General features: G+C 42.3%; 26 protein-coding genes. 24 read left to right on the top strand and 2 right to left on the bottom strand.

All coding sequences use genetic code 11. From position 1 onward, the window contains the following. Positions 1–12: 12 nt before the first annotated feature. The 11 genes from NOL38_RS07645 (at position 13) to NOL38_RS07595 (ending at position 12858) form a co-directional block, all read left to right on the top strand. The gene (locus NOL38_RS07645) at positions 13–1893 is read left to right on the top strand and encodes a beta-N-acetylhexosaminidase (protein WP_425244234.1); all 1881 of its coding nucleotides are present in this window, start codon (positions 13–15) and stop codon (positions 1891–1893) included. Between the two features lie 201 nt (positions 1894–2094). Next, a complete protein-coding gene (locus NOL38_RS07640) occupies positions 2095–3024 on the top strand; it encodes an ABC transporter permease (protein ID WP_277941853.1) in 930 nt (309 codons plus the stop codon). Between the two features lie 9 nt (positions 3025–3033). Continuing rightward, a complete protein-coding gene (locus tag NOL38_RS07635) occupies positions 3034–3957 on the top strand; it encodes a carbohydrate ABC transporter permease (protein ID WP_012027800.1) in 924 nt (307 codons plus the stop codon). Positions 3958–4026: 69 nt separating this feature from the next. Next, complete coding sequence (locus NOL38_RS07630) at positions 4027–5508, top strand: ABC transporter substrate-binding protein (RefSeq protein WP_277941848.1); 1482 nt, start codon at positions 4027–4029, stop codon at positions 5506–5508. Between the two features lie 129 nt (positions 5509–5637). Beyond that, positions 5638–6243: a DUF624 domain-containing protein gene (locus NOL38_RS07625; protein WP_014638652.1), complete on the top strand. Its 606-nt coding sequence runs from the start codon at positions 5638–5640 to the stop codon at positions 6241–6243. Further along, a complete protein-coding gene (locus tag NOL38_RS07620) occupies positions 6240–7889 on the top strand; it encodes a sensor histidine kinase (RefSeq protein WP_277941847.1) in 1650 nt (549 codons plus the stop codon). The genes NOL38_RS07625 and NOL38_RS07620 overlap by 4 nt, the downstream gene beginning before the upstream one ends. Then, positions 7879–9171, top strand: a complete 1293-nt coding sequence (locus NOL38_RS07615) for a response regulator transcription factor (RefSeq protein WP_277941846.1) — start codon at positions 7879–7881, stop codon at positions 9169–9171. Before NOL38_RS07620 ends, NOL38_RS07615 begins: the two co-directional genes overlap by 11 nt. Positions 9172–9183: 12 nt before the next feature. Further along, positions 9184–10041 carry a helix-turn-helix domain-containing protein gene (locus NOL38_RS07610; protein ID WP_277941845.1) on the top strand — a complete coding sequence of 286 codons (858 nt, stop codon included), beginning with the start codon at positions 9184–9186 and terminating at the stop codon, positions 10039–10041. A 12-nt stretch (positions 10042–10053) separates the two neighbouring features. Further along, positions 10054–11259 (top strand): glycosyltransferase, encoded by a 1206-nt coding sequence (locus tag NOL38_RS07605; protein ID WP_277941844.1) that lies wholly within the window; start codon positions 10054–10056, stop codon positions 11257–11259. Positions 11260–11370: 111 nt separating this feature from the next. Further along, positions 11371–12501: an ABC transporter ATP-binding protein gene (locus tag NOL38_RS07600; protein WP_277941843.1), complete on the top strand. Its 1131-nt coding sequence runs from the start codon at positions 11371–11373 to the stop codon at positions 12499–12501. Positions 12502–12639: 138 nt separating this feature from the next. After that, entirely contained in the window at positions 12640–12858 is a 219-nt protein-coding gene (locus NOL38_RS07595) for a hypothetical protein (protein ID WP_277941842.1), read from the top strand. On the opposite strand, the gene NOL38_RS07590 is transcribed toward NOL38_RS07595, so the two are convergent. Both NOL38_RS07590 and NOL38_RS07585 read right to left on the bottom strand, forming a co-directional pair. Continuing rightward, positions 12855–13823, bottom strand: coding sequence for an aromatic acid exporter family protein (locus NOL38_RS07590; protein ID WP_277941841.1), 969 nt, complete (start codon positions 13821–13823; stop codon positions 12855–12857). The two genes, NOL38_RS07595 and NOL38_RS07590, sit on opposite strands and share 4 nt — an antisense overlap. Before the next feature lie 74 nt (positions 13824–13897). After that, on the bottom strand, positions 13898–14287 hold the full coding sequence (locus NOL38_RS07585; RefSeq protein ID WP_222327777.1) for a DUF1761 domain-containing protein: 390 nt from the start codon (positions 14285–14287) through the stop codon (positions 13898–13900). Between the two features lie 184 nt (positions 14288–14471). Between NOL38_RS07585 and NOL38_RS07580 the strand changes: the two genes are divergently transcribed. The 13 genes from NOL38_RS07580 (at position 14472) to NOL38_RS07520 (ending at position 23570) form a co-directional block, all read left to right on the top strand. Next, positions 14472–15041, top strand: coding sequence for an NAD-dependent epimerase/dehydratase family protein (locus NOL38_RS07580; RefSeq protein WP_277941840.1), 570 nt, complete (start codon positions 14472–14474; stop codon positions 15039–15041). Further along, a complete protein-coding gene (locus tag NOL38_RS07575) occupies positions 15042–15485 on the top strand; it encodes an SRPBCC family protein (protein ID WP_277941839.1) in 444 nt (147 codons plus the stop codon). It begins immediately after the preceding gene. Continuing rightward, positions 15482–15949: an RrF2 family transcriptional regulator gene (locus NOL38_RS07570; RefSeq protein ID WP_277941838.1), complete on the top strand. Its 468-nt coding sequence runs from the start codon at positions 15482–15484 to the stop codon at positions 15947–15949. Before NOL38_RS07575 ends, NOL38_RS07570 begins: the two co-directional genes overlap by 4 nt. A 197-nt stretch (positions 15950–16146) precedes the next feature. Next, the gene (locus NOL38_RS07565) at positions 16147–16605 is read left to right on the top strand and encodes a TM2 domain-containing protein (protein WP_277941837.1); all 459 of its coding nucleotides are present in this window, start codon (positions 16147–16149) and stop codon (positions 16603–16605) included. Positions 16606–16615: 10 nt separating this feature from the next. Next, a complete protein-coding gene (locus NOL38_RS07560) occupies positions 16616–18064 on the top strand; it encodes a Stk1 family PASTA domain-containing Ser/Thr kinase (protein WP_277941836.1) in 1449 nt (482 codons plus the stop codon). A gap of 42 nt (positions 18065–18106) precedes the next feature. Further along, positions 18107–18835 carry a 23S rRNA (guanosine(2251)-2'-O)-methyltransferase RlmB gene (gene rlmB / locus NOL38_RS07555; protein WP_172064537.1) on the top strand — a complete coding sequence of 243 codons (729 nt, stop codon included), beginning with the start codon at positions 18107–18109 and terminating at the stop codon, positions 18833–18835. Then, a complete protein-coding gene (locus NOL38_RS07550; protein WP_171997173.1) occupies positions 18836–19357 on the top strand; it encodes an NYN domain-containing protein in 522 nt (173 codons plus the stop codon). It abuts the gene before it with no gap. After that, a complete protein-coding gene (locus NOL38_RS07545) occupies positions 19354–20217 on the top strand; it encodes a DegV family protein (RefSeq protein ID WP_277941835.1) in 864 nt (287 codons plus the stop codon). The genes NOL38_RS07550 and NOL38_RS07545 overlap by 4 nt, the downstream gene beginning before the upstream one ends. Before the next feature lie 88 nt (positions 20218–20305). Beyond that, positions 20306–20467, top strand: a complete 162-nt coding sequence (locus NOL38_RS07540; RefSeq protein WP_171997175.1) for a hypothetical protein — start codon at positions 20306–20308, stop codon at positions 20465–20467. A gap of 214 nt (positions 20468–20681) precedes the next feature. Further along, positions 20682–21128, top strand: a complete 447-nt coding sequence (gene rplM, locus NOL38_RS07535; protein WP_002876943.1) for a 50S ribosomal protein L13 — start codon at positions 20682–20684, stop codon at positions 21126–21128. A gap of 19 nt (positions 21129–21147) precedes the next feature. Beyond that, on the top strand, positions 21148–21540 hold the full coding sequence (rpsI, locus tag NOL38_RS07530) for a 30S ribosomal protein S9 (protein WP_002942223.1): 393 nt from the start codon (positions 21148–21150) through the stop codon (positions 21538–21540). Between the two features lie 262 nt (positions 21541–21802). Next, the gene (locus tag NOL38_RS07525) at positions 21803–22255 is read left to right on the top strand and encodes a pyridoxamine 5'-phosphate oxidase family protein (RefSeq protein ID WP_277941834.1); all 453 of its coding nucleotides are present in this window, start codon (positions 21803–21805) and stop codon (positions 22253–22255) included. Between the two features lie 130 nt (positions 22256–22385). After that, positions 22386–23570 carry a glycosyltransferase gene (locus tag NOL38_RS07520; protein ID WP_208582305.1) on the top strand — a complete coding sequence of 395 codons (1185 nt, stop codon included), beginning with the start codon at positions 22386–22388 and terminating at the stop codon, positions 23568–23570. Positions 23571–23602: the final 32 nt, after the last annotated feature.

Here is a 23602-nt window from a genome sequence, read left to right as displayed (position 1 = left end):
GGAGAAATGATGATGTTACAAATAAACCATTCGTTACAGCAGTCGGAGGGAGTCTTAGATGAGATTTGTTCTGGGCTGGGCTTGGATTGCCAGTTAGAACTTGAAGTCGATGGCAAGGAGAGTTTGCGGATTGAAGGTTCAGCAGGTTCTTACCGTATCCGTGCGCCTAAAGAACACATGATTTATCGAGGCTTGCTTGTTTTGGCTAGTCAGTTGGCTCAGGGGGAAACTGAAATTCATATTTTAGAAAGACCTGTTTACCGTCAACTTGGTTTTATGGAAGATTGTTCCCGAAATGCTGTCCTGACGGTTGAAGCCAGTAAGATCTTGATTAGACAATTGGCCTTGATGGGCTACAGCCATTTCCAGCTTTACATGGAAGATACCTACCAACTACGTGAGGAGCCTTATTTTGGCTATTTCCGAGGGGCCTATACAAAAGAAGAGTTGCAGGCTATTGAGGAGGAGTGCCACCATTACGGTATGGAATTTGTTCCCTGTATCCAGACCTTGGCCCATCTGATTGCCTACCTCAAATGGAACATTTCATCTATTCAGGCCATTCGAGATGTGGACAATATTCTCTTGATTGGGGATGAGAGGACCTATGCCTTGATTGATAAGATGTTTGAGGCCTTGTCCCATCTGAAAACACGAACCATTAACATCGGTATGGATGAGGCTCACTTGGTTGGGCTGGGTCAATACCTCAATCAACACGGCTATCAGAAACGAAGTCTGATTATGTGCCAACACTTAGAACGGATCTTGGATATTGCTGATAAATATGGTTTTCATTGTAGTATGTGGAGCGATATGTTCTTCCAGTTGTTGACAGCGAGTAAGGATTATACCGGTCAGTTGGAAATTGATTCGGAAATTCAGGATTATTTGGATCGTCTCAAGGACAGAGTGACCTTGATTTATTGGGATTACTACCAGACTAGCAGTGAGAGTTATGCTCAAAAACTGGCAAGTCATCAGCAGTTGGGAGAACAGATTGCCTTTGCAAGTGGTGCCTGGAAGTGGATTGGTTTTACTCCTGATAATGATTTCAGTATGCGGATTGCACCAGAAGCACATGCTGCCTGCCAAGAGTATGGCGTCCAAGAAGTGACAGTGACAGCCTGGGGAGACAATGGTGGAGAATGCGCAACCTTCTCGATTTTGCCGAGTCTTCATGCCTGGGCAGAACTCCAGTACCGAGGAAATTTTGGCTGTCTGGCTGAGCATTTCTATCAACTACACCAAGTTTCCCTAGATGACTTCCTGCAATTGGATTTGCCAAATAAGACACCTAGCCACCCTGGTCCAGGTCATCACGGTTTCAATCCCAGTCGCTACATCTTGTATCAGGATATTCTCTGCCCCTTGTTGCAGGAGCATATTGATGCCGAAAAAGACAGTGCCTTTTATCAGGAATTAGCGCCTAGATTGGCAGAGATTGGAAGCCGAGCCAAGGGCTATGCCTATCTCTTTGATACTCAGGCTAAGTTGTGTCAGGTTTTAGCGACCAAGGCGGCAATTTCAGTAGGTATTCGTCAGGCCTATCAGGAAGGAAATCGTCAGGTCTTGGCAGAACAAGTTGACGGTTTGCAGCAACTAAGGATAGACCTAGAAAGCTTCTATCAGGCACTCAGCTACCAATGGATGGTAGAGAAGAAGGTGTTTGGTCTGGATACGGTGGACATTCGCCTAGGGGGATTGGATGCCCGCATTCGCCGTGCAATCCAGCGGTTGCAAGCCTATCTGAACAATGAAGTACCTAAACTAGATGAACTAGAAGTGCCTATTCTCCCTTATGATGACTTCTATCAAGACAAGGATTTTCGTGCGACAACTGCCAACCAATGGCAGATTATTGCGACGGCTTCAACCATCTATACAACCTAGTGATGTTCGAGCTCGAAAGGGCTCGATTTTTTATGCAAATTTTGATTAGCAACCCATATTTTCTTTGTTTTTTACAGAAAATATATCGGTTGTTATATACACCTATAATTTGTAGAATTTTGCCTATAATGTGGCAATTCACAGTTGGCCCAATCAGGAGTAAACTAATAATGTAAAGGTTCATAATAGAAAGGAGCTATGATGAAAGACCTCATAAAAAATCTAAAACAAAATGCCGTTTTTTTCCTAATGGTATTGCCAGGAGTCATCTGGCTCATTCTATTTTTCTATATTCCAGTATTTGGCAATGTGATTGCTTTTAAGGACTATCGCCATACAGGTAATGGCTTTTGGGATAGTCTCATACAAAGTAAGTGGATAGGATTGGATAATTTTAAATTTTTATTCCAATCATCCGATGCCTATATCATCACAAGAAATACCATCCTATATAATCTTGGTTTTATCGTACTAGGACTGATTTTTGCAGTAGGTATTGCCATTATCTTTAGTGAGATGCGGTCGAAGAAGCTGGTAAAGATCTATCAGACCACAACATTGTTCCCTTATTTCCTTTCTTGGGTCATTATCAGTTTCTTCGTTTACGCATTTTTGAGTCCAGATAAAGGATTGATAAACAATATTCTCAAGGGAATGGGAATGGATCCTATCAACTGGTACAGCACACCGACCTATTGGCCCTTCATCTTGCTTTTCTTAGGAATTTGGAAAGGTTTGGGCTACAACAGTATTATTTATTATGCAACCATTATGGGCATTGACCCAACCTATTATGAGGCTGCTATTGTGGATGGAGCGACCAAATGGCAACGCATCCGCTATGTCACCCTTCCTCAGTTAATGCCTCTGATGACTATTTTAACGATTCTGGCTGTCGGAAATATCTTCCGAGCAGACTTTGGCCTTTTCTATCAAATTCCGAAAAATTCAGGTCCTCTCTTCAATGTGACTCAAGTCCTTGATACTTACGTTTATCGTGGAATTGCAGGAACAGGGGACATCGGTATGGCTATCGCGGCAGGCCTCTATCAATCTGTTGTCGGCTGTATCTTGGTGGTAGTGACCAACCTGATTGTTCGTCGCTTTGATAAGGAATCAGCCTTATTCTAGGAGGGGAGTATGAAAAAAAAGAAACAAATCACTTCTGTTTCTATTCATTCATTTAGTAAGAAAACAGACCTATTTTTCTCAAGTTTACTAGGGATATTTGCCCTATCTTGTACCCTTCCCTTCATATTTGTTATCATCATTTCTATGACAGATGAGACAAGCTTGGCTATCAACGGCTATTCTTTCTGGCCAGAGCAATGGAGTTTGGCAGGTTATGAATACCTCTTTCAATTAAAAGATCAGATTCTCCAAGCCCTCTTTATCACCTTCTTTGTGACCATTGTAGGGACGAGCTTGAATGTCTTCTTCACCGTTCTTTACGCCTATGCCATTTCGAGAAACAGTTTCAGATACAGACGATTTTTTACCCTGATGGCTCTCTTTACCATGCTGTTTAGCGCAGGGACTATCCCAACCTATATCGTCATGACCTCATTTTTAAATCTCAAAGATACAGTGGCAGCCTTGATTCTACCCATGCTGCTGTCTCCTTTCAATATCATGGTGATGAGGTCCTTCTTTAGAAAGACTATTTCTGAGTCTATTATCGAATCTGCCAGGATTGACGGGGCCAGTGAATTTCGGATTTTCTTCCAAATCTGCTTACCACTAACCCTGCCAGGTATCGCAACAATCGCTCTCTTTACAGCCCTCGCTTTTTGGAATGATTGGTACAATGCTCTCCTCTATATCCAGAGCGATAACCTCTTCCCCCTCCAATACCTGCTGATGAAAATTCAAGCAAACATTCAATATCTCTCTGAAAATGCTGCCGCAGCAGCGGCCATGTCATCAGAAGTTGCAGGGGCCCTTCCAAAAGAAGCAACACGGATGGCTATTGTGGTCGTATCGACTCTACCAATTGCTTGTCTCTATCCTTTCTTCCAACGTTACTTTGTCAAAGGTTTGACAATTGGCGGAGTCAAGGAGTAGAGACATCACTCTATCTTAACAATCGTATTCCATACTTCATTATCTAAAAAAATAGAAAGGAACAGCCAAATGAAAACATGGAAAAAATTTGCCTACTCCTGCGTGACCCTTGCGTCCGCAGCTGCCCTTGCCGCTTGTGGTAGTCTGACTGGAAATAAGACCGCATCAAGTAGTGCTACAACAGAAGATGGATTGACAAACATCCTCATGTATCAAATCGGAGACGCACCGAAAAATATCGATGTTCTTTTGGAAAATGCCAATAAGATTATCGAAAAAGAAGCAGGCGCCCATCTAGACATCAAGTATATCTCATGGGGTGACTATAAGGATAAAATGGCCATTATTACCTCATCTGGTGAGGAATATGATATTGCCTTTGCAGACAACTATATTATCAATGCGCAAAAAGGAGCTTATGCTGATTTAACAGAACTTTACAAGAAAGAAGGCAAGGCCCTCTATGACATTATTGACCCTGCCTACATCAAAGGAAATACCATCGACGGAAAAATATACGCAGTCCCTGTCATCGGTAACGTAGCAAGTCAACAGATGCTTTCCTTCAATCAAGACTTAGTTGATAAGTATGGTTTCGATATTTCTAAGGTAGACAGCTACGATGATATTGAACCAATGTTGGCAACCATCAAAGAAAAAGAAGCAGATGTTACACCACTTGCCTGGGTAAAATCTAGTAAACCATCAACAGACGGCTTGGAATATCCAGCTGGGAATGAGTTACCATTTGCTATCGACTTGAAAGGCGACACTACAAAAGTGGTAAACCCATTTGAAGTGGACCGTCACATGGATAACCTTCGTACCATTCATAAATACTATAAGGCTGGCTACATTATGGCAGATGCAGCGACTACTGACGCAACCTTCTCACTTGATGTAGCAAACTGGTTCGTTCGTGAAGAAACACAAGGACCAGCTGACTTTGGTGATAGCCTCCTTTCAACAGTTGCAGGCTATAAGATTACTTCTAAACCAATCACATCTGCCTATAAGACAAGCGGATCTACCCAAGTAGCAAACTTTGTCATTTCAAAAACATCTAAGAACAAAGAAAAAGCTATGGAAGTATTGACCCTTATCAATACAAATCCAGAATTGCTGAACGGCTTGGTATTTGGTCCAGAGGGAGTCAACTGGGAAAAAGACCCAAGTGCTGAAAATCGTATTAAGTTGTTGGATGGTTACAAAGGTGATACTCGTATGTCAGCTTGGAACACAGGGAACAGCCAAATTCTCTACATCACTGACAAGGTAACAGATGAAGATGTGAAAAAAGCAGAAGAATTGCTGGCAGGTGCAGAAGAGTCTCCACTTCTTGGCTTCAACTTCAATGCTGATGCAGTTAAGACTGAAATTACAAGTATCCAAAATATCATGAGCCAATATGCAGCAAGTATCAATACTGGTACTGTGGATCCTGATGTTGCTGTTCCAGAAATGCTGAAAAAATTGGAAGCAGAAGAATCCTACAAAAAAGTAAAAGAAGAAATGCAAAAACAATACGATGAGTTTTTAGCAAATAAATAATTCGATACAGGTGATGAAGTGTGAAAAGAGGTTGGGTTCAACATCCAACCTTTTTGCATTTGCTTTATGTTAATATATACAAAAAGTGCCGATTTTTTGATAAAATAGATAAAAAAGGAGGAATATACAATGTTAGGGTGGTTAGACAGGCTTTTTACTCTTCTTTTCTTCCTCATGAAATTGAGTGCCATCTATTTGGTTCTTCTATTGCTAGGAGGCGTAGTGCTGGGCATTTCACCAGCAAATGGAACGATACTTTACCTCTACGATAACTATCATATGGATGCATCTAAGTATAATTTTCGAGAGGCGTTTGGCTATTTTAAAGAGCATTTTATTCGGCTTAACCTTGGACTTGGTCTTGTCCTCTTATTGATTGGTCTTTTATTTAGCGGCATTTGGCTCTTGATTCAATTGCCCCAGACCTGGTGGATGCCAGCAGTTCTTATTACAAATGCTTTTGGTCTTTTCTATGTTTTTGCGCTCTATGCTCTCTTTTTAAAACTTCAAGTACATTTTGAATTTAGTCTAAAAACAGGCTTACAGTTGGCGGCTGTCTCGCTTTTTCTTGATTGGAAAGCCCTGGTCAAATTTTTGTTGGGCAGTCTCGTCTGTGGGTTCTTGCTATTCAAACTTCCCTTGATTTTATTCTTCTTCCTACCGGTCCTATGGCTCTTGTTTCTCTATGATGCCTTTGATCCAGTTTATAAGAAAGTTGACAAGGATTACTTATGAAAAAAGTTTTAATTCATACTCTTTTGAAAAGTTATTCTTTATTAGTGATTGGGATTGTCATTTTCTTTGCCAGTATTCTTTCCTACATCAGCTGGTATCAGTATGATACCAATCGCATCCGCATTCAACAGGAAGTAGCAGATGGTCTAAAAGAGGAGTTGGATTATTATCAAGGACGGGTTGGGAATTATCTAGCAGACTACATTACGGACAGGGATCGTCTAGACAGTCTTTATCACTATTTTCAATTATCTCCTTCTCAGTATCAGGTCTGGTTACTGAGTCACCCTCACCTAATGGTCAAACGGATTTCCTTGCAGGATTCTGTTCGCACTCTCTATCTCTATTATCCCTTCGTAGAAGGAGTCGACATTGCTCCGATGGATGCAAATACTGTCTTTGTTTCTACCTCTGACTTAAAGTCTGGTAAAAAGGTCACGGCTGAAAATTACAAGGCTCCGCAACATAGTATTTCGATGACCTTATTTTCTCCATCGACAACAGAAGGTATTGCGACCATCTATGTCACCATCGATGCGGATTTGCTCGAACAATATATTCAACGTAAGACGGATCTCCCCATGACCGTTAGAGTTCAAGATTCTCTGGATCGGGAATTTTATAGTCTGCGACCAGATGTTGCCTCGCCTCCGCTCTCCTATCGAATGAGTGGGGATTTGCAAATTGCAGTTGGGGTTGACCAGCAACATGCTATTGAAAAAGTTGGCAGCCTAGTCGGAATCATTTTTCTAGGAAGTAGTTGCCTCGTTGCTCTTTTACTACTGGTCCTGAGAAGGGTGTTTAAACGATATGAAGTTCAAGTACTGGACATTGTTGATACCATGCAACAGATTCGTGGCGAAGACAGGCATCTTCGTCTACAGACGGACAATAAAGAGCAGGAAATGTATCTCATTTCATCAGAAATCAATCAGATGCTGGATGCTATGGACCAGAGTATTCAAGACATCTATCGCTTGCAGTTAGCTCAGAAAGATGCCAATATGCGAGCCTTACAAGCCCAGATTAACCCCCATTTTCTCTACAATACCTTGGAATTTTTCCGTATGTATGCGGTTAGCAAGCAGATGGATGAGCTAGGGGATATGATTTATGAATTTTCAAGCTTGCTTCGCAGTAGTGTGACACAGGCAAAAATGACAACGGTGGCAGAAGAACTTTCATTTTGCGAAAAACATAGCTACATTTGTCAAATCCGCTATCCCCGTTCCATTGCCTATGCCTATCAAATGGATCCTGGGTGCGAAAGAGTTGAAATTCCTCGGTTTGTAATCCAGCCTCTGGTAGAAAATTATTTTGTCCATGGAGTAGACCTCAAACGAAAAGACAATGCGCTTAGTGTCAAAGCTCTCAAGCAAGGACAGGATATGGAAATTCTCATCAGAGATAATGGTAAGGGAATGAACGCGGAAACTCTGGAAGCCTACAAACACCTCTTGGCAAGTCGAGAACTGTCACAAGAAAATCGGTCACAATCAATCGGATTACGAAACGTTCATGAGCGGTTACTTCTCTATTTTGGAGACCGTTACCAGATAGAATTAGATTCTAAAGAAGGGGAAGGGGTGACATATTCAATCTTATTTGAAGGTGTCTTCCCCCGAGGAGATGAGCATGATGCATAAGATGTTAGTAGTTGATGACGAATATATGATTTTGGAAGGGATGAAGCATCTTCTCCCTTATCATGAATACAATGTCGAGATTGTTTATACGGCAGAGACCGCCGAAGAAGCGCTGGATTATTTTTCACAGCATACTGTGGACCTTGTCCTAACAGATGTCAGCATGCCAGATATGACAGGCCTAGAAATGGTTCGACGAATGAAAGAACAATCGCCTGATACCCATATTATCATCATGTCTGGTTTTCAAGAATTCGAATACGCCCGTAAAGCTATCTCCCTAGGGGCAATGGATTATCTCCTTAAGCCCATCAATAAACAAGAACTGGCTAAGCTGCTCCAACAGCTACCAACCTTGAAGAAAGAGACGGATAGGGAATATATCAAGGGCTTCTTGGCAGGAACCCTGACGGCGAGTGAGTTATTACGTCACTCCCAGAAAACATGGTTTGCCGCTAGAGAGACTCCAAACCCAATGGGCTACTGTCGTGAAAAAAATATTTTACATCAAGTCTACTATTTTCAGTTGACAGAAAGTCGACCAGAGGGTAGTCTATATACAGAAGAAGTTACCCCGACGATGACCATACGGCAGTTGATTGATAAGGTAGAGAGGTGCTTATTTTATAAGCAACTATCAGAAGATCTAACGGCTACTACCACTGAACTCTATAAAGATATGGAACCGCTTCTACGTGCAGGAAGATTGGCAAAAATCGTTGATGTTTTACCACATTTGGCTGATAAATTACGGGAAACCACTCCGGCAGTCTACCTAACAAAACAATTTTTTAATCAGATGATGTCGGATGTGTTTTACTATTTTAATGAAGAAGACCATCAGCGCTTGGAAGATTTCTATGTAAAGGTAGAAGCGAGTCGAGATTTACATCAACTATTGGATTATTTCAGTCATTATCTGAAAAAATTTTCCGAGAGTTCCACTTACAGTCCACATGTACAGGAAGTCGTTACGATTGTTCGTGAACGCTTTGCAGAGGAACTGTCATTGAAAGATATGAGTGCTCATCTCTACCTAAATACGGTTTACCTAGGTCAACTTATCAAAAAAGAGACCGGGCATACTTTTGCAGAATTGCTCAATCATCAGCGAATCAAGGTAGCACAACAGCTTCTCTTGAACAGTCAGTTGGGAATCGAAGAAATTTGTTTTCAAGTTGGATATACAAATGTCGGTTACTTCTATAAGATTTTTAAACGCATTTGTGGGGAATCTCCCAAAAATTACCGACAGAAAATCGGTCAATTGCATATAGAATGAAAGTGAGGCTAGATGACTAGCAAGGATCGATTACAGCAATTATTTCCAAAGGGAAGAATCTCTATAAATAGGAGAGAGGGTGAAGAGCTCCAACTTCCGCTATCAGACGGGGTTTGGTTTACAATACCAAAAGAAGACTTGACTGAGCGTGAACTTGGTTTGGTAAATTTATTGTTTGGGGAATTAAGTCAGGATGATATCCATCCCTGGGCTCGCTATTTTCATGGAATAGGGTCCATTCCCCAACAGTTGACCACGCTTCAGATCATTCATATCCATATTTGGACGGTATTGGACGAGGATACTAGGCAGACATGGCTCGATATGATGACCAAGTTATTGCCTAATCTCAAGGCCTTTTACACTACCAATGGACATGATTTTACATTTGTTTTGGAACAATCTACCCAATTTGATGTTAGGGAGATTCTCGGGGATACCCTTTCCGCGATGGAATTTGATTTCGGTCTCAGGATGACCGTATTCCTTGGTCAAATATGGCCTGAAAATGTGGTTGGTTTATGGCCTGATTTAGTAATGGCAGAACAATCTATCTTTGCTAAATGGAGAAAACACCACCATCAATCGAGTTTACTTACCTTTAGTCAATTGTATTTGTGGGTAGGTCAGCTTTACCCTATTTTAAGAAAGGGATTGACTTCCTTGATTGTTCATCAGCAATTAGAAAAGGAAATTCTGGCTCTCTGGAAAGAAGGAGCCGTCTTGACAAAGGCGGCTCAGTCCCTCTACATCCATAGGAATACTTTACAGTATCGTTTGGATAAGTGGTATGATTGGACCGGTCTGCAGTTAAAGGATTTAACGGATTTAGCTGTATGCTATATGGTAATTGCAGATATGAATCTATAATAGGAGCTTAGGATGAGAAAAGCGATTGTTTTAGCAACAGATAAAAATTACTTAGAAAAGACTTTAGTTACCATAAAATCGATATCTGTTTATAATCGGGACATTGATTTTTACATCTTTCACCAAGGTGATGTTCCTGTAGAATGGATTCGTGTGGTTAATAAGCGCTTAGTACATCTAGGATCAAGTCTGAAACACATCTTTATATCTGATGAAAGGGTCAATGCCTTCCACTCTTTTTTACCTTCTAGCTCATGGCTACGTTTGTTTATTCCACAGTATGTTGCAGAGTCGAAAGCTCTCTATCTAGACTCGGATATTATTGTTAATGGGTCTTTGGATACCTTGTTTGCAATAGATTTAGAAGATAAAATGTTGGCTGCTGTCGAAGATCCCAATATGAATGAAGCTGGTAATTTTAATTCAGGTGTGTTATTGTTGAACTTAGACTTATGGCGTCGAAAAGGTCTGACCAATATCCTTTTGAAAGTTGCGGCAATCAAGAGTTCTTCAGTTCGAAATGGCGATCAGAGTATTTTAAATCTCGTTGTTGGTAACCTATGGATTCCTTTGGAGAAGCAGTATAACTATCAGACCTACGATGTGGTCAGTCGGTATGATCACAGGGCCTATCTTTATGAAGATATAGGTTCTTGGACGCCCCTCATTATTCATTTTTTGACTGCTGATAAGCCTTGGAATGAATACAGTGTTGCTCGCTTCAGGGAGCTCTGGTGGTATTACGCTAGTTTAGAATTTAGCTCCTTGGATGGAAGAAGAAGCCAAGCGGTTTCTTTCGAGGAGGCCTTAGATGCTCTGACTGGTCCGAGCAAGCACGCTTTTCTATTGACGGAAACCGATCAGTTGGAGCACATTGATTACCTGGTTTCCAATTTGCCTGACATTCAATTTCATATTGCTGCCTATACAATGGTTTCGTCACGATTGAAATCGCTGATGAATTACGACAATGTACAGGTCTATCCTGAAATAATTGATGCGAGAGTCGATAAACTCTTGGATTATTGTGATATTTATTTGGATATCAACCACTATTCAGAGGTAAAGGGAATTGTTTCAAAAGCAAGAGAGAAAGGGAAGTTGATTCTTGCGTTTGAGAATACAGTCCACCATCCGGAGCTTGCTTCAGAAATATTTTCTCCTAAGAACCCGGAAAAATTTTTAGAGTATTTACAAGCGATGTTGATGATTCAATAAGGTATTTTGTGCAACTTGCACAGAATATCTTTTTTCTTTTGTTCACATTGACAGAGAAAAATAAAACGTTTTCATTTATAATAAAACTATCAAAGAAAGCGAGGATTGAACATGGTTCAATTGAATTTAAAAAATATCTACAAAAAATACCCAAACAGCGAGCACTACTCTGTTGAAGACTTTAACTTGGACATCAAGGACAAGGAGTTTATCGTATTCGTAGGTCCTTCAGGATGTGGTAAGTCAACGACTCTTCGTATGATTGCTGGTTTGGAAGATATCACAGAAGGGGAAGCATACATCGACGGCGTTCTCATGAATGATGTGGCTCCAAAAGACCGCGACATTGCCATGGTATTCCAGAACTATGCCCTCTACCCACACATGACTGTATTTGATAATATGGCTTTTGGTCTTAAGTTGCGTAAATACAGCAAGGACGAAATCAAAAAACGTGTAGAAGAAGCTGCTCAAATCCTTGGTTTGACAGAATTCTTGGAACGCAAACCAGCAGACCTTTCAGGTGGACAACGCCAACGTGTTGCCATGGGTCGTGCCATCGTTCGTGATGCCAAAGTATTCTTGATGGATGAACCTTTGTCAAACTTGGATGCCAAACTGCGTGTATCCATGCGTACAGAGATTGCTAAAATCCACCGCCGTATCGGTGCAACAACCATCTACGTAACCCACGACCAAACAGAAGCTATGACCTTGGCAGACCGTATCGTTATCATGTCTGCAACTAAAAACCCAGCAGGCACAGGTACAATCGGTCGTATCGAGCAAATCGGTAGCCCAGAAGAGCTCTACAACCGCCCTGTTAACAAGTTTGTTGCTAGCTTCATCGGTAGCCCAGCTATGAACTTCTTCACAGTTACGCTTCAAGATGGCGTTCTTGTTGGAGATGGTTTCAAGGTAGCTCTTCCAGAAGGACGTCGCAAACACTTGGAAGAAAAAGGCTACAATGGTAAGAGCTTCACACTCGGTATCCGTCCAGAAGACATCAAGGCTTCTCAGTTGGAATTGGACACTTACCCTTCTTCAATTGTAGAAGCAGAAGTAGTTGTATCTGAGCTTCTCGGTGCAGAAACTATGCTCTACTCTAAAGTAGGTAGCACAGAGTTTGTATCTCGCGTTGATGCACGCGACTACCACAACCCAGGAGACAAAGTTCGCTTGACCTTCAACCTCAACAAAGCTCATTTCTTTGATGATGAAACAAGCAAGGCGATTGTCTAACCTTTCTAAAATTGTTCATAAAACACCTGACCGTCGGATGAAATCTGGCGGTTTTTTTGGGGTTGAGAACGCATAAATACTTGTTATTTTTATTAAATTCTATATAATAAATTTATAAAACACTTACAGGAGGTTCCTATGAAGACACTACTGAAAAAAATTCGTTTGGCAGCTCATTCTATCCTTCTTTATAATCTCATTTTAATCCTCTCCATTTGGCTAGGAAAGGTATCTTCCAAGGAAGAATTTATGATTGCAGTTGCAGGGAATGCGGTCATGATGGGCCTATCTTTCGTGCATTTGCACAACCAAGTATCAGATGAATTTCATGGAAAAGTAGAAGAACCGTCGGCTTAAACTGACGGTTCTTGGTCTTTATAAACTTCATAGAAATCAACCTTGAGGCGAATAAAGGCTTCCATGTCGTGTAGGAGTTGAAAGAGGGTAGCACGGGTTTCAAATTCTTCCCTGGTTTGCGGTAGAGGTCGCTCGCGGAAGGTGGCATGGAAGAGTTCGATGTCTAGGAGCAGTTCCTTGGCGGAGTTTTCTCGGCTCAGTTGCTGGGCTGCTCGCTCAAAGAGGCTGGACAGGATGACATTTTCTCTGCCTTCCAGTAAACACTTGTTGATATTTCCTGCCATGGTTCGCAAGATTTTATTTTGTGTAGCCCGCATTTCAAAGTAATGGACCTGGTAATTGGTCTGCTGGAAGAGTTGGTTGTGGCGGTCTAGGTAGACGACTTTCAGGGCCTCATCCAAGGTCTTATCCAGCTGCGTAATCAATTCTGCCTCGTTTCGTCCGTCGCCATTTAGCAGAAAAGCTTCAAAGCGAAGGAGAATCTGCTTGAGTAGGTCTTCGACTTGGTCGTGGTAGGCCTCGATTTTCTTTTCTTGCGAGGGCATGTAGAGGTTAAACAAAAGTGCCAGTCCTGCCCCAATCAGAAAAAGCGTCAGCTCATTTCCCAAAAATATCAGAGAAATATCCTGCTCCAGCATGAGGTGGGTGACGAGGACGGTCGAAGGGGCGATGCCAGCCTCCCAGTTGAAACGGTAGGCCAGAGGGACGTAGAGTGCCAGGTAGATGCCTAGGGTCCAGATGCCAAAGCCGAAGAGAGCGAAGGTCAGGACGGCGATGGTCAGGGCCAGGAGGGTAGAGAAGAGGCGGTTGCGGGCCATTTTGAAGCTGGACTTGCGGGTGTCGAGGACGCTGAGAATGGCGATGATGCCTGCCGCTGTCGCATAAGACAAGCCCAGGGCGGTCGCTAGGTAAATAGCCAGAACGGTGGCAAATATCAGTTTGATGGTGCGGAGGGAAAGGGACATGGGGGCTCCTTTGGTTTTAGTCTATTTCTATTGTATCATAAAATAAAAACCTCCTAAGGATAGGAGGGAATTGCTTATGCAAATAGAGCCAGAATACCAACTACTAGGTAGCAGACCAGCTTGTAGCTTTCGTTGATGAGGATGAGGTTGATAGGTCGTTGCTCAAAGACGTAGTTTTTCAATGAAGCAAGTACTGCAATCACGCCCATGCCACCAGCTGCGTGAAGAGGTGAAACACCGAGGGTCTTGATGAAGAAAATAGTAATGATAGCAGTCAGCACTTCAATGACAAGGGAAATCACCATTTCCTTCTGACCATTTTTTCCAGCCTGACGGTCTGCTTCTACCTTAGCCATGTCAATGCCTGAAGCCTTGATCCAAGCATCGCGGAAAATCAATCCATACCACAAACCACCAATCGCAAAGGCAATCAGCCCTGCCACAATTCCCAAAATAAGTGTCATAAAATCTCCTTTTACTTGTACGGACAAGTTGATCAAGCTTAGCATACCACATCGTATGTCACATGTCAAAATTTCTTTTTCAAAAAATACAAGCAAAACCATTGACAAAAAAAGTCTTTGGATATATACCAAAAACCAAGGATTTTAAAAATCCTAAGAAAGAGGAAGAAAGCAGGAAAACAATATGACAAACGTAGTATTACTCGGTGGAAACGGCTATATCGGCCGCAATGTAACAGAAAAATGGCTCAAAAAAGACCCAAGTGCTGTCTTTTACGTCATCTCACGCTCTGGCAAAAACCAGCTTGCCAACGCCCGTATTTATAATTTTGCGGCGGATGTGTCGGATTATAAGGCAGTGGCAGCCGTCCTACCAGACCAGGTTGACTACATTGTGGATTTTGTTGGCCGCCCAGAAAGCGACCCAGCTGCCTTTGAAGCGGTCAATGACAAGCCAGCTCAGGCTATGTTGCAGATTGCCAAGGACAAGCAAGTCAAGGCTATGGGCTTTATCGGCGGTCTTTTGGGACCAAAATCCTTCCTAGACGGCAAAAAACGCATCGCAGACCAACTCCGTGCCAGCGGCATTCGCACCGAAGTGGTTGAGCCAACTGTTGTCTATGGTAATGGCCGCAGCGATGCCCTCGCTAAACTCGTTCCCGTCTTCAAATTCTTTGGTCGGTTCATGAAAAACATGAAACCTGTCTTGGTGACCGAGGTGGCGGACGAGCTGGTTTCAAAAATGGTGAAATAAATGCCTATTGAACGCGTTCGTATCAGTCAGGAAATCGCGGCTCCTCTCGACCAAGTCTTTACCTGGTTTTACCAGTCTGAAAACTTTACGGCCTCGCCCATTGTTTTTCGCTCCGCTTGGCTGGGAAAAAGCCGGCGGACAAAAGGCTCCCAGCGTGATATTATCATGATAGCAGGTTGGTATCGAGAGGAAATTACCGCCGTCAGCCTCAATCACTCGATTTCTTACAAGGTCACTCGCTCCTTCCCAGCTGTCCGTCAGGATTTCACGGAGATTGCTTTTGAAAAAATAGCAGAGCAGAAGACAAAGGTCACTTGGACCATTGAGATTGAGGTGCCCACGCCAGTTGGGCAAAAGCTAGCCAACCGCCTAGCAGGGAAAATGGCTAAAACACTCTATGCCACCATTCTAAGAGCAGGCAAACGTGCCTTGGAGGATCAATGAAAATCAACAAAAGTGTCGAACAAGCAGTCTATGTACTGATTATCCTAGCCTTACAAGAAGACCACCGCCCTGTCAAAAGCCACGTGCTCAGCCAGGTCTTACAGGTGTCGGATTCTTACTTGAAAAAAATCCTCATGAAACTCTCAAAAGCAGGTCTGGTTTCTGCCAATGCCAGCAAGGCAGGTGGTTACCAGCTGGGACGGTCCATTGAAGAGATTAGTCTGAAAGATGTCTTCTATGCCTTGCAGTTGCATGAAGATACCATTCAGTTCAAGCACCTCTCCCATAGCATATTTGATGACCAAGCCCATGTCGAAGAGAGTGAGAACAAGATTCGCACCACCCTAGAAAACGGTCTAGCGGCCTTCTACGCCCAACTGGACCAACTCACCCTTTCCCAACTCCTCCACCAAGAAGCCTATGAAAATGGAGCGATTGATTGGGAGGGGCGGATAAGAGACTAGAGAATTGTGACAGGCAAACAATCAAAGACGGCAGATGTCCTCAGTGACACTGCTGTTTTTGGTTGGAATTTATAGTATAAGTAGTCTGTCATACACCCTGTCTTTTCATACGTATGATAGGAGGAGACATTGTTTTTGCTTTGAAAAAGAGTTATAATATTATCAATGCTTTATAGCTTTTAAAGAGGAGATAAAATATGTTTACAAGTTCGGTAGATGGCTTTATCGCAGCCAATTCTAACTCGCTTCCTTCAACAGAACTAGCTATGCTACGCTATAGATTACATTTACTACCAGAGCAGCAACAATATGCGCTATTGGCAGTACCAATGAAATCACCAGTCATTACGCTAGTATTGGCGATTTTTTTAGGTTGGACTGGTTTGGATAAATTCTATATTGGCGACGTAGGAACAGGGATTGCAAAGTTGTTCTTTTTCAACTTGTCGGGCTTTCTTTTATTGCCAGCTGTGTTTGTTTCTTATGGTAGTGAAGCATCCATGATTGCTGGGAGCATTGGAATCATGCTAACCGCGATTCTCTGTCTTCTTCTCCTACTCATCTGGTACTGGGTAGATGTATTTACAAGTTTTGGAGCAACCAAGCGCTCTAATTTGCAACGGATTTATAAAAATATCCTACTTTTAGCCCAATAGGGAGGGCGGTATGCAACCATCGAATAGAAAATATAAAGGTCGGATACGTAATTGGAAAAAACCAGTACCTCGAGAGCAGCAGGAGCCTGAAGCGATAGTGGAAGCGGCTCCTCAGCAAGTAGAGCATCCAACTTCACAACTAGATGGAACGTCTGTTATTGATGCGGACTTTGGTAATTACGCACCGACTCAAATCTATGCTGTTCCGAGTGAACTTGACCAAGATCCTCAACCAATTCAGTATAGCCGAAAAGAATGGAGAAAGTCTGAGTCGTTTCATAATGAGGAAACCGTGCTTACTACCGAGGTAGAAAATGAAGAACCTTCCGATCTAGAATTGCAGGATATGTTACAGGAACTTGCTCGAGAAGTCGAACGTGTAGATAAAGCTCAAGGAAGAAAATTGTTGATTCTGGTTTCTGTATTCGCTGTTTTGACATTGCTTCCTCTAGTCTTCCTACAGTTTACTCGGAGAAGTATTGAATCGGAATTAGCTTCTGGTTCAAATGCGGTATCCTCTACTTCTACAACTTCTAGTTCAAAAACAGCTACAAGCTCAAGTCAGACTGCGCAAATGAAAGTTCCAGATGTGACGAATATGAGCCTGGATGCCGCTAGGCTCAAGTTAGAACAAGCAGGTTTTGTGGTTGGGACTATCAGCCAAGAAAAAACGGATACTAAGGCCGATGGGACCGTAATTCGAACCAATCCGCAAGCGGGTTCTAAGAAAGCAAAGGGAGAAACAGTTCATATTGTTGTGGCAAATAAATCAACACAAACTCTTTTGAATCTGGTTGGAAAAACTTCTGATGAGGCGGCAGAAATTCTCAGAAGCATGGGAGCAACTGTTGAAATTAAACTGGAAAATAGTCAGCAAGTTCCTAGTGGTTCAGTCATAAAATCAGAACCCTCGAGCGGTGCCACCATTGAAAAAGGTAGTAAGGTGACCTTGTATGTTTCTAACGGAAGCCCTCAAAAGGCAGTGCCAAATGTAGTGGGTCAGTCAGAAGATACCGCTGTGCAATTGTTGCAAGACGAAGGGTTTGCTGTGGGTACAAGCAACCGAGAGTATCATTCCTCCATTGAAGCCGGTAAGGTCATTAGTCTAAATCCACCAGCTGGGACCAAATTAGAAGCTGGGGCAGTTGTTGATATCACTATTTCCAAAGGTAAAGAGCTTGTAATGCCTGATTTATCTTCTGGTCAACTGACCTATGCCCAGGCCTATAAACAGTTACAGGCATTGGGAGTTAATGTAAATCTAATTGAAAAAGTGGAGGATAGAAGCTATGTCTCTACAACGAGTGACCTGGTTGTAGGTCAATATCCATCGGCAGGAAGCACAATTGAAGGGACTATTACCCTATATGTTTCAGTTGCTTCAACAACAACTACTAGTTCCTCTACCCTATCTTCCTCTACTCAATCTTCATCTATGCACAGTGAAGAAGGGCGATAGCTCTTCTTTTCTTATCCTCTCGACCTATGCTATAATACTCTTATGGAACAAAATGATATCGTATATGGCGTGCATGCTGTGGTAGAGAGTTTGGAGGCCAACACCGGCAACAAGCTCTACATTCAGGATGATTTACGCGGAAAAAATGTAGAAAAAATCAAGGCGCTGGCGGCAGAGAAGAAGGTGTCGATTTCTTGGACGCCCAAGAAGAGCCTGTCTGACATGACAGAAGGTGCGGTTCACCAAGGCTTTGTCCTGCGGGTCTCTGAGTTCGCCTATGCGGACCTGTCGGTGATTTTGGAAAAGGCAGAGCAGGAAGATAATCCCCTCATTCTCATCTTGGACGGTCTGACAGACCCCCACAACTTCGGCTCGATTTTGCGGACCGCAGATGCCACTCAGGTAGCTGGCATCATCATTCCCAAGCACCGAGCAGTTGGGGTGACCCCAGTTGTGGCTAAGACCTCCACAGGTGCGGTGGCCCATGTCCCAATCGCCCGAGTGACCAATCTCAGCCAAACCCTAGATAAGCTCAAGGAGGCTGGTTTCTGGGTATTTGGCACGGATATGAACGGAACCCCAAGCCACAAGTGGAATACGGCTGGCAAGCTAGCTCTCATTATCGGCAACGAAGGCAAGGGCATCTCCAGCAATATCAAAAAGCAGGTGGATGAGATGATCACTATTCCTATGAAGGGTCATGTCCAATCTCTCAACGCCAGCGTAGCAGCCGCTGTACTCATGTACGAAGTATTTCGGAAGAAAATCTAAATGAAAGAAAAAGTTCTCATTGTAGATGGCTACAACATGATTGCCTTTTGGCAATCGACCAAGCAGGATTTTAAAAAGGGAGACTTGGACGCGGCCAGAACGACCTTGCTTCGAACCCTGTCTCACTACGCAGCCTTTGAACAGATTGAGGTGATTTGTATCTTTGATGCCCACCATGTGCCAGGTCTTCGCCAGCAATATGACGAATTCAAGGTATCGGTCATTTTTACAGAGGAGGAAGAGACGGCAGATAGCTACATAGAACGGCTTAGTGCCCAGCTCAATAGTGACCGTCGCAAGCAGGTTTCCGTCGCAACCAGTGACCTCAATGAACAATGGGTGGTCTTTTCACAAGGTGCCTTACGGGTTTCAGCGCGTGAGTTAGAGGAGAGAACCAGGGTCATCAAAAAGGACTTGGACAAGTTTGTGGACCAGGTAGAACTCTACACCCCACGGCTCAATCCCTGGTCAGATAGGAATTTTCAAGCCTTAAAAGAAATGATGGAGGAAATGAAAGAGTGACATTTACAATCGTAACCGATTCGACCTCGGATTTGCCAATCAGCTGGGTCCAAGAAAACGATGTGACCGTGCTTGGTTTGACCATTAACCTAGACGGCGTGACTTATGAAACAGTCGGTGAAAACCGCTTGACCTCAGCAGATTTACTGGAGAAAATGGCTTCTGGCAGCCAACCTACGACCAGTCAGGTCAATGTTGGTCAGTTTGAAGAAGTTTTTGAAGCGGCAGCCAAGGAAGGTCATGAGGTACTTTATCTCGCTTTCTCAGCAGCTCTTTCAGGGACCTACCAGAGTGCAGTCATTGCACGAGATATGGTAATGGACCAATATCCAGAAGCAGTCATCACCATCGTTGATACAAAGGCAGCGACCATTGGAGAAGGCTACTTAGTCATGAAAGCCGTTGAGGCACGTGCTGCAGGTAAGACTCTGGCAGAAACCAAGGCAATCGTAGAAGATTTGGTGCCGCGCTTACGGACCTACCTCTTGGTCGATGACCTTAATCATTTGGTGCGAGGTGGACGCTTGACTAAAGCGGCAGCCCTCATTGGTGGATTGGTCAATATCAAGCCTCTCCTTGCACTCAATGCGGAAGGGAAGTTAGAAGCCATTGCCAAAATCCGTGGTCGTAAAAAAGGAATTAAGGAAATGCTGAATCTGACCTTGGATAACTTGGATCATTCTACGGTTATGGTGGCCTATACAGGCGATATTGAAGCGGCAGAGGGTGTCAAATCTAGTTTATTGGAAGACGACCGTATTTCTGATGTTCTATTGACAGAATTAGGGCTTGTGATTGCTACTCATACAGGGACAGGAGTCTTAGCTATTTTATCAATTGGGACAGCAATGAGAGCCTAGATTCTAAGGGATATTTCTTGTAAAGATGTGTCCTTTTTTGTGCGATGACGACTTATGTAGCATAGGGTAATCAAAAGGAGATACGATAATGCTCATTGTCAAGTTGTTCCAACCAGAAGCCTTTGATGGCCGGGACTGGTGGTTTACAGGTCCTCTGGTCTATACGGTGGATGAATTGGTCTTGGAAGAATTTGACAAGACCTTTCTTTATAAGGAGAAGCTGGTCTTGCCTGGACAACTAGGGCAGTAGGGAAAGTAAACTTGATAAGGCTTTCATTCTCAGCAGCTCTGCTATCTTTCAAAAAATAAAAAAAGTAAAGTAAAATAGCTTGACGGAGACTAGTAGATTTGATAAAATGGTAGACGGTATTGTTTACCCCATTTGAAAGGCCCCGGAACCTTCCAAATACCCGCGGACCGGAACATCCGCCCAGTAAACAAAAACGATTCGTATAGGAGAAATCATGAACAAAACAACATTTATGGCTAAACCAGGCCAAGTTGAACGTAAATGGTATGTAGTAGACGCTACTGATGTACCTCTTGGACGCCTTTCAGCAGTAGTTGCTAGCGTTCTTCGCGGTAAAAACAAACCAACTTTCACACCTCACACTGATACTGGTGACTTCGTTATCGTTATCAACGCTGAGAAAGTGAAATTGACTGGTAAAAAAGCAACTGATAAGATCTATTACACTCACTCAAACCACCCAGGCGGATTGAAATCAATCTCAGCTGGTGAATTGCGTTCTAAAAACGCTGTTCGTTTGATTGAAAAATCAGTTAAAGGTATGCTTCCACACAACACACTTGGTCGTGCACAAGGCATGAAATTGAAAGTGTTTGTAGGTGCTGAGCACACTCACGCTGCACAACAACCAGAAGTACTTGATATTTCAGGTCTTATCTAAGGGAAAGGACGTAATCTAAATGGCACAAGCACAATACACAGGTACTGGTCGTCGTAAAAACGCGGTTGCACGCGTACGTTTGGTCCCAGGTACTGGTAAAATCACAGTAAACAAAAAAGATGTAGAAGAGTACATCCCACACGCTGACCTTCGTTTGGTTATCAACCAACCATTCGCAGTAACTTCAACTCAAGGTTCATACGACGTTTTCGTTAACGTGAACGGTGGTGGTTACGGTGGTCAATCAGGTGCGATCCGTCACGGTATCGCGCGTGCATTGCTTCAAGTAGACCCAGACTTCCGCGATTCATTGAAACGCGCTGGCCTTCTTACACGTGATGCTCGTATGGTTGAACGTAAGAAACCAGGTCTTAAGAAAGCTCGTAAAGCTTCACAATTCAGTAAACGTTAATATCAAGCGATATATCAACGTTTCAAAGCACTCAAGAGTTTACCTCATGGGTGCTTTTTTTGTGGTTTCTACGGGAACAGATTTTATTTTTATCGGATGTGGTATTTGTCATTAATGGCTGTCTAGATATATTCTATAATTGGATTGTTAGTAATTAAAATAATATATCTGATATAGGAACATGGTTTTAGATTTATTCATCTTAACTTTCTGCATAGAATTTGCTATAATTTAGGTAGAATGTAAGTCTAGGAGGCTACTTATGGAAGTCAAAGATGTCATGGAAATTTTGGAAGGCATGAAGCTAGGGATTTTTGCAACAGTAGATGAAGCAGGGAATCCCCATGCTCGACCTATTCATATTACTGCTGCGAATGAAGATGGTATCTTCTTTATGACTGGTTCTGAGACTCATTTTTATAGACAGTTAATAGAAGATGGTCGCGTGGCATTGTCGGCCTTGTCTGAAGAAGAGTATCTCATTCAGGTTATTCGGATTGAGGGAAAGGCAAGACTGGTAAGCCAAGAACTGCTGGACAAGGTGTTTTCGGATAATGACTATATTCAACATGTCTATAAAGATGAAGAAGATCAAAAGACTATGAGGATTTTTCAAATTTATGAAGGAGATGGGTTTTATCATAGTCTAACTCAAGGACATCGCTACTTATTTTCTATTGGAGGCGACAACGAAGGACAAGCAAGAAGTTTATAGAGAATCGTATCTTTAATAGTCTGTGGTAAATTACTCGGTTATTTTATTCTTTTCATGGTATAATGGAGTTGTAGTATCGGATTTTTATCCCACAAATTAAGAAAGTTGATTGAAATATCAGGAGAGAAGAATGAATAAGGAAACAAAGGCAATCGTATTGGCAGGAGATTATGGCTATATTCGCTACATCGAGGCAACGATTAAATCAATTTGTTATCATAATGCCAATGTAAAAATTTATATATTTAACCAGGACATCCCTCAAGAATGGTTTATTTATATCAGAAAACGAATGCGAGAAACTGGAAGTCAGCTAATTGATGTAAAACTTATCGGTACCGGAGTGGAGCTTGGTTGGACATTGCCTAAGAATGGACCTCATATAAATTATATGACCTATGCTCGTTTCTTTATTCCGAAATTTGTTGAAGAAGATAAGGTTCTGTATTTGGATAGTGACTTAGTAGTGACGAGATCATTGGATGAATTATTTGCTAAAGATATCGAAGATTATTATCTTGCTGCTGCAAAGATTGGCTATGGTCTAGAAGAGAGGTTCAATGCAGGAGTTCTGTTGATTAATAACAGACGTTGGAAAGATGAACAAATTATGGAACGCCTGTTGGAGGTAGTAAGTCAAGAACATCAAAACTTGACAGAAGCGGATCAATCTGTCTTGAATATGGTCATTCAAGATCGTTATCTTCTGCTTGAAGATGCCTACAATTTCCAAATTGGGACAGATAAATTATTAGAGCAATTTGGCTATAAATTTATTTTTGATATTCCGCTTGATCCACTCCCAGCGATTATTCACTATGTTTCACCGGTAAAACCATGGTTGACATATTCAACGAGTCGCTTGAGAGAAGTTTGGTGGCGTTACTCGCAACTAGAATGGGCTGATATTTTACATCATCATAATTCCCAGCTATCCCTTTCTATTGAAAAGAATTTATTGATTATTTTTGAATTTCCAAAATTGGAGCAGATCGAAAGTTTGGTGCAGTTATTGCCACATTGTAACTTTCACATTATGGCGTTTACAGACATTATTCCAGAATTGAAACGATTAGCAAGCTATGAAAATGTTAAGCTCTATCCACATGTTATGCACTATACAGCGGATCGTTGGATTGATAACTGCGATATGTATTTGGATATTAATCATGGTTCAAAATTTAGGGATATTTTGCAAATGCTTGTAGATCGAAATAAACCTCTATTGACATTCGCTGCGACAAAAACAGATGGTTTTGAAGAAGCTGTTTTTGATACGGCAGAAGAAATGGCAGAATTCATAATGAAAAACTAAGAGAATAGGTTGCAAAACCTACTCTCTTTTTT

The organism is Streptococcus suis, assembly GCF_029616525.1.
In the GTDB taxonomy this organism is placed as follows: domain Bacteria; phylum Bacillota; class Bacilli; order Lactobacillales; family Streptococcaceae; genus Streptococcus; species Streptococcus suis_AF.
The sequence above is the reverse complement of the archived record's forward strand: the minus strand, read 5'-3'. Positions and strand labels throughout refer to the sequence as shown.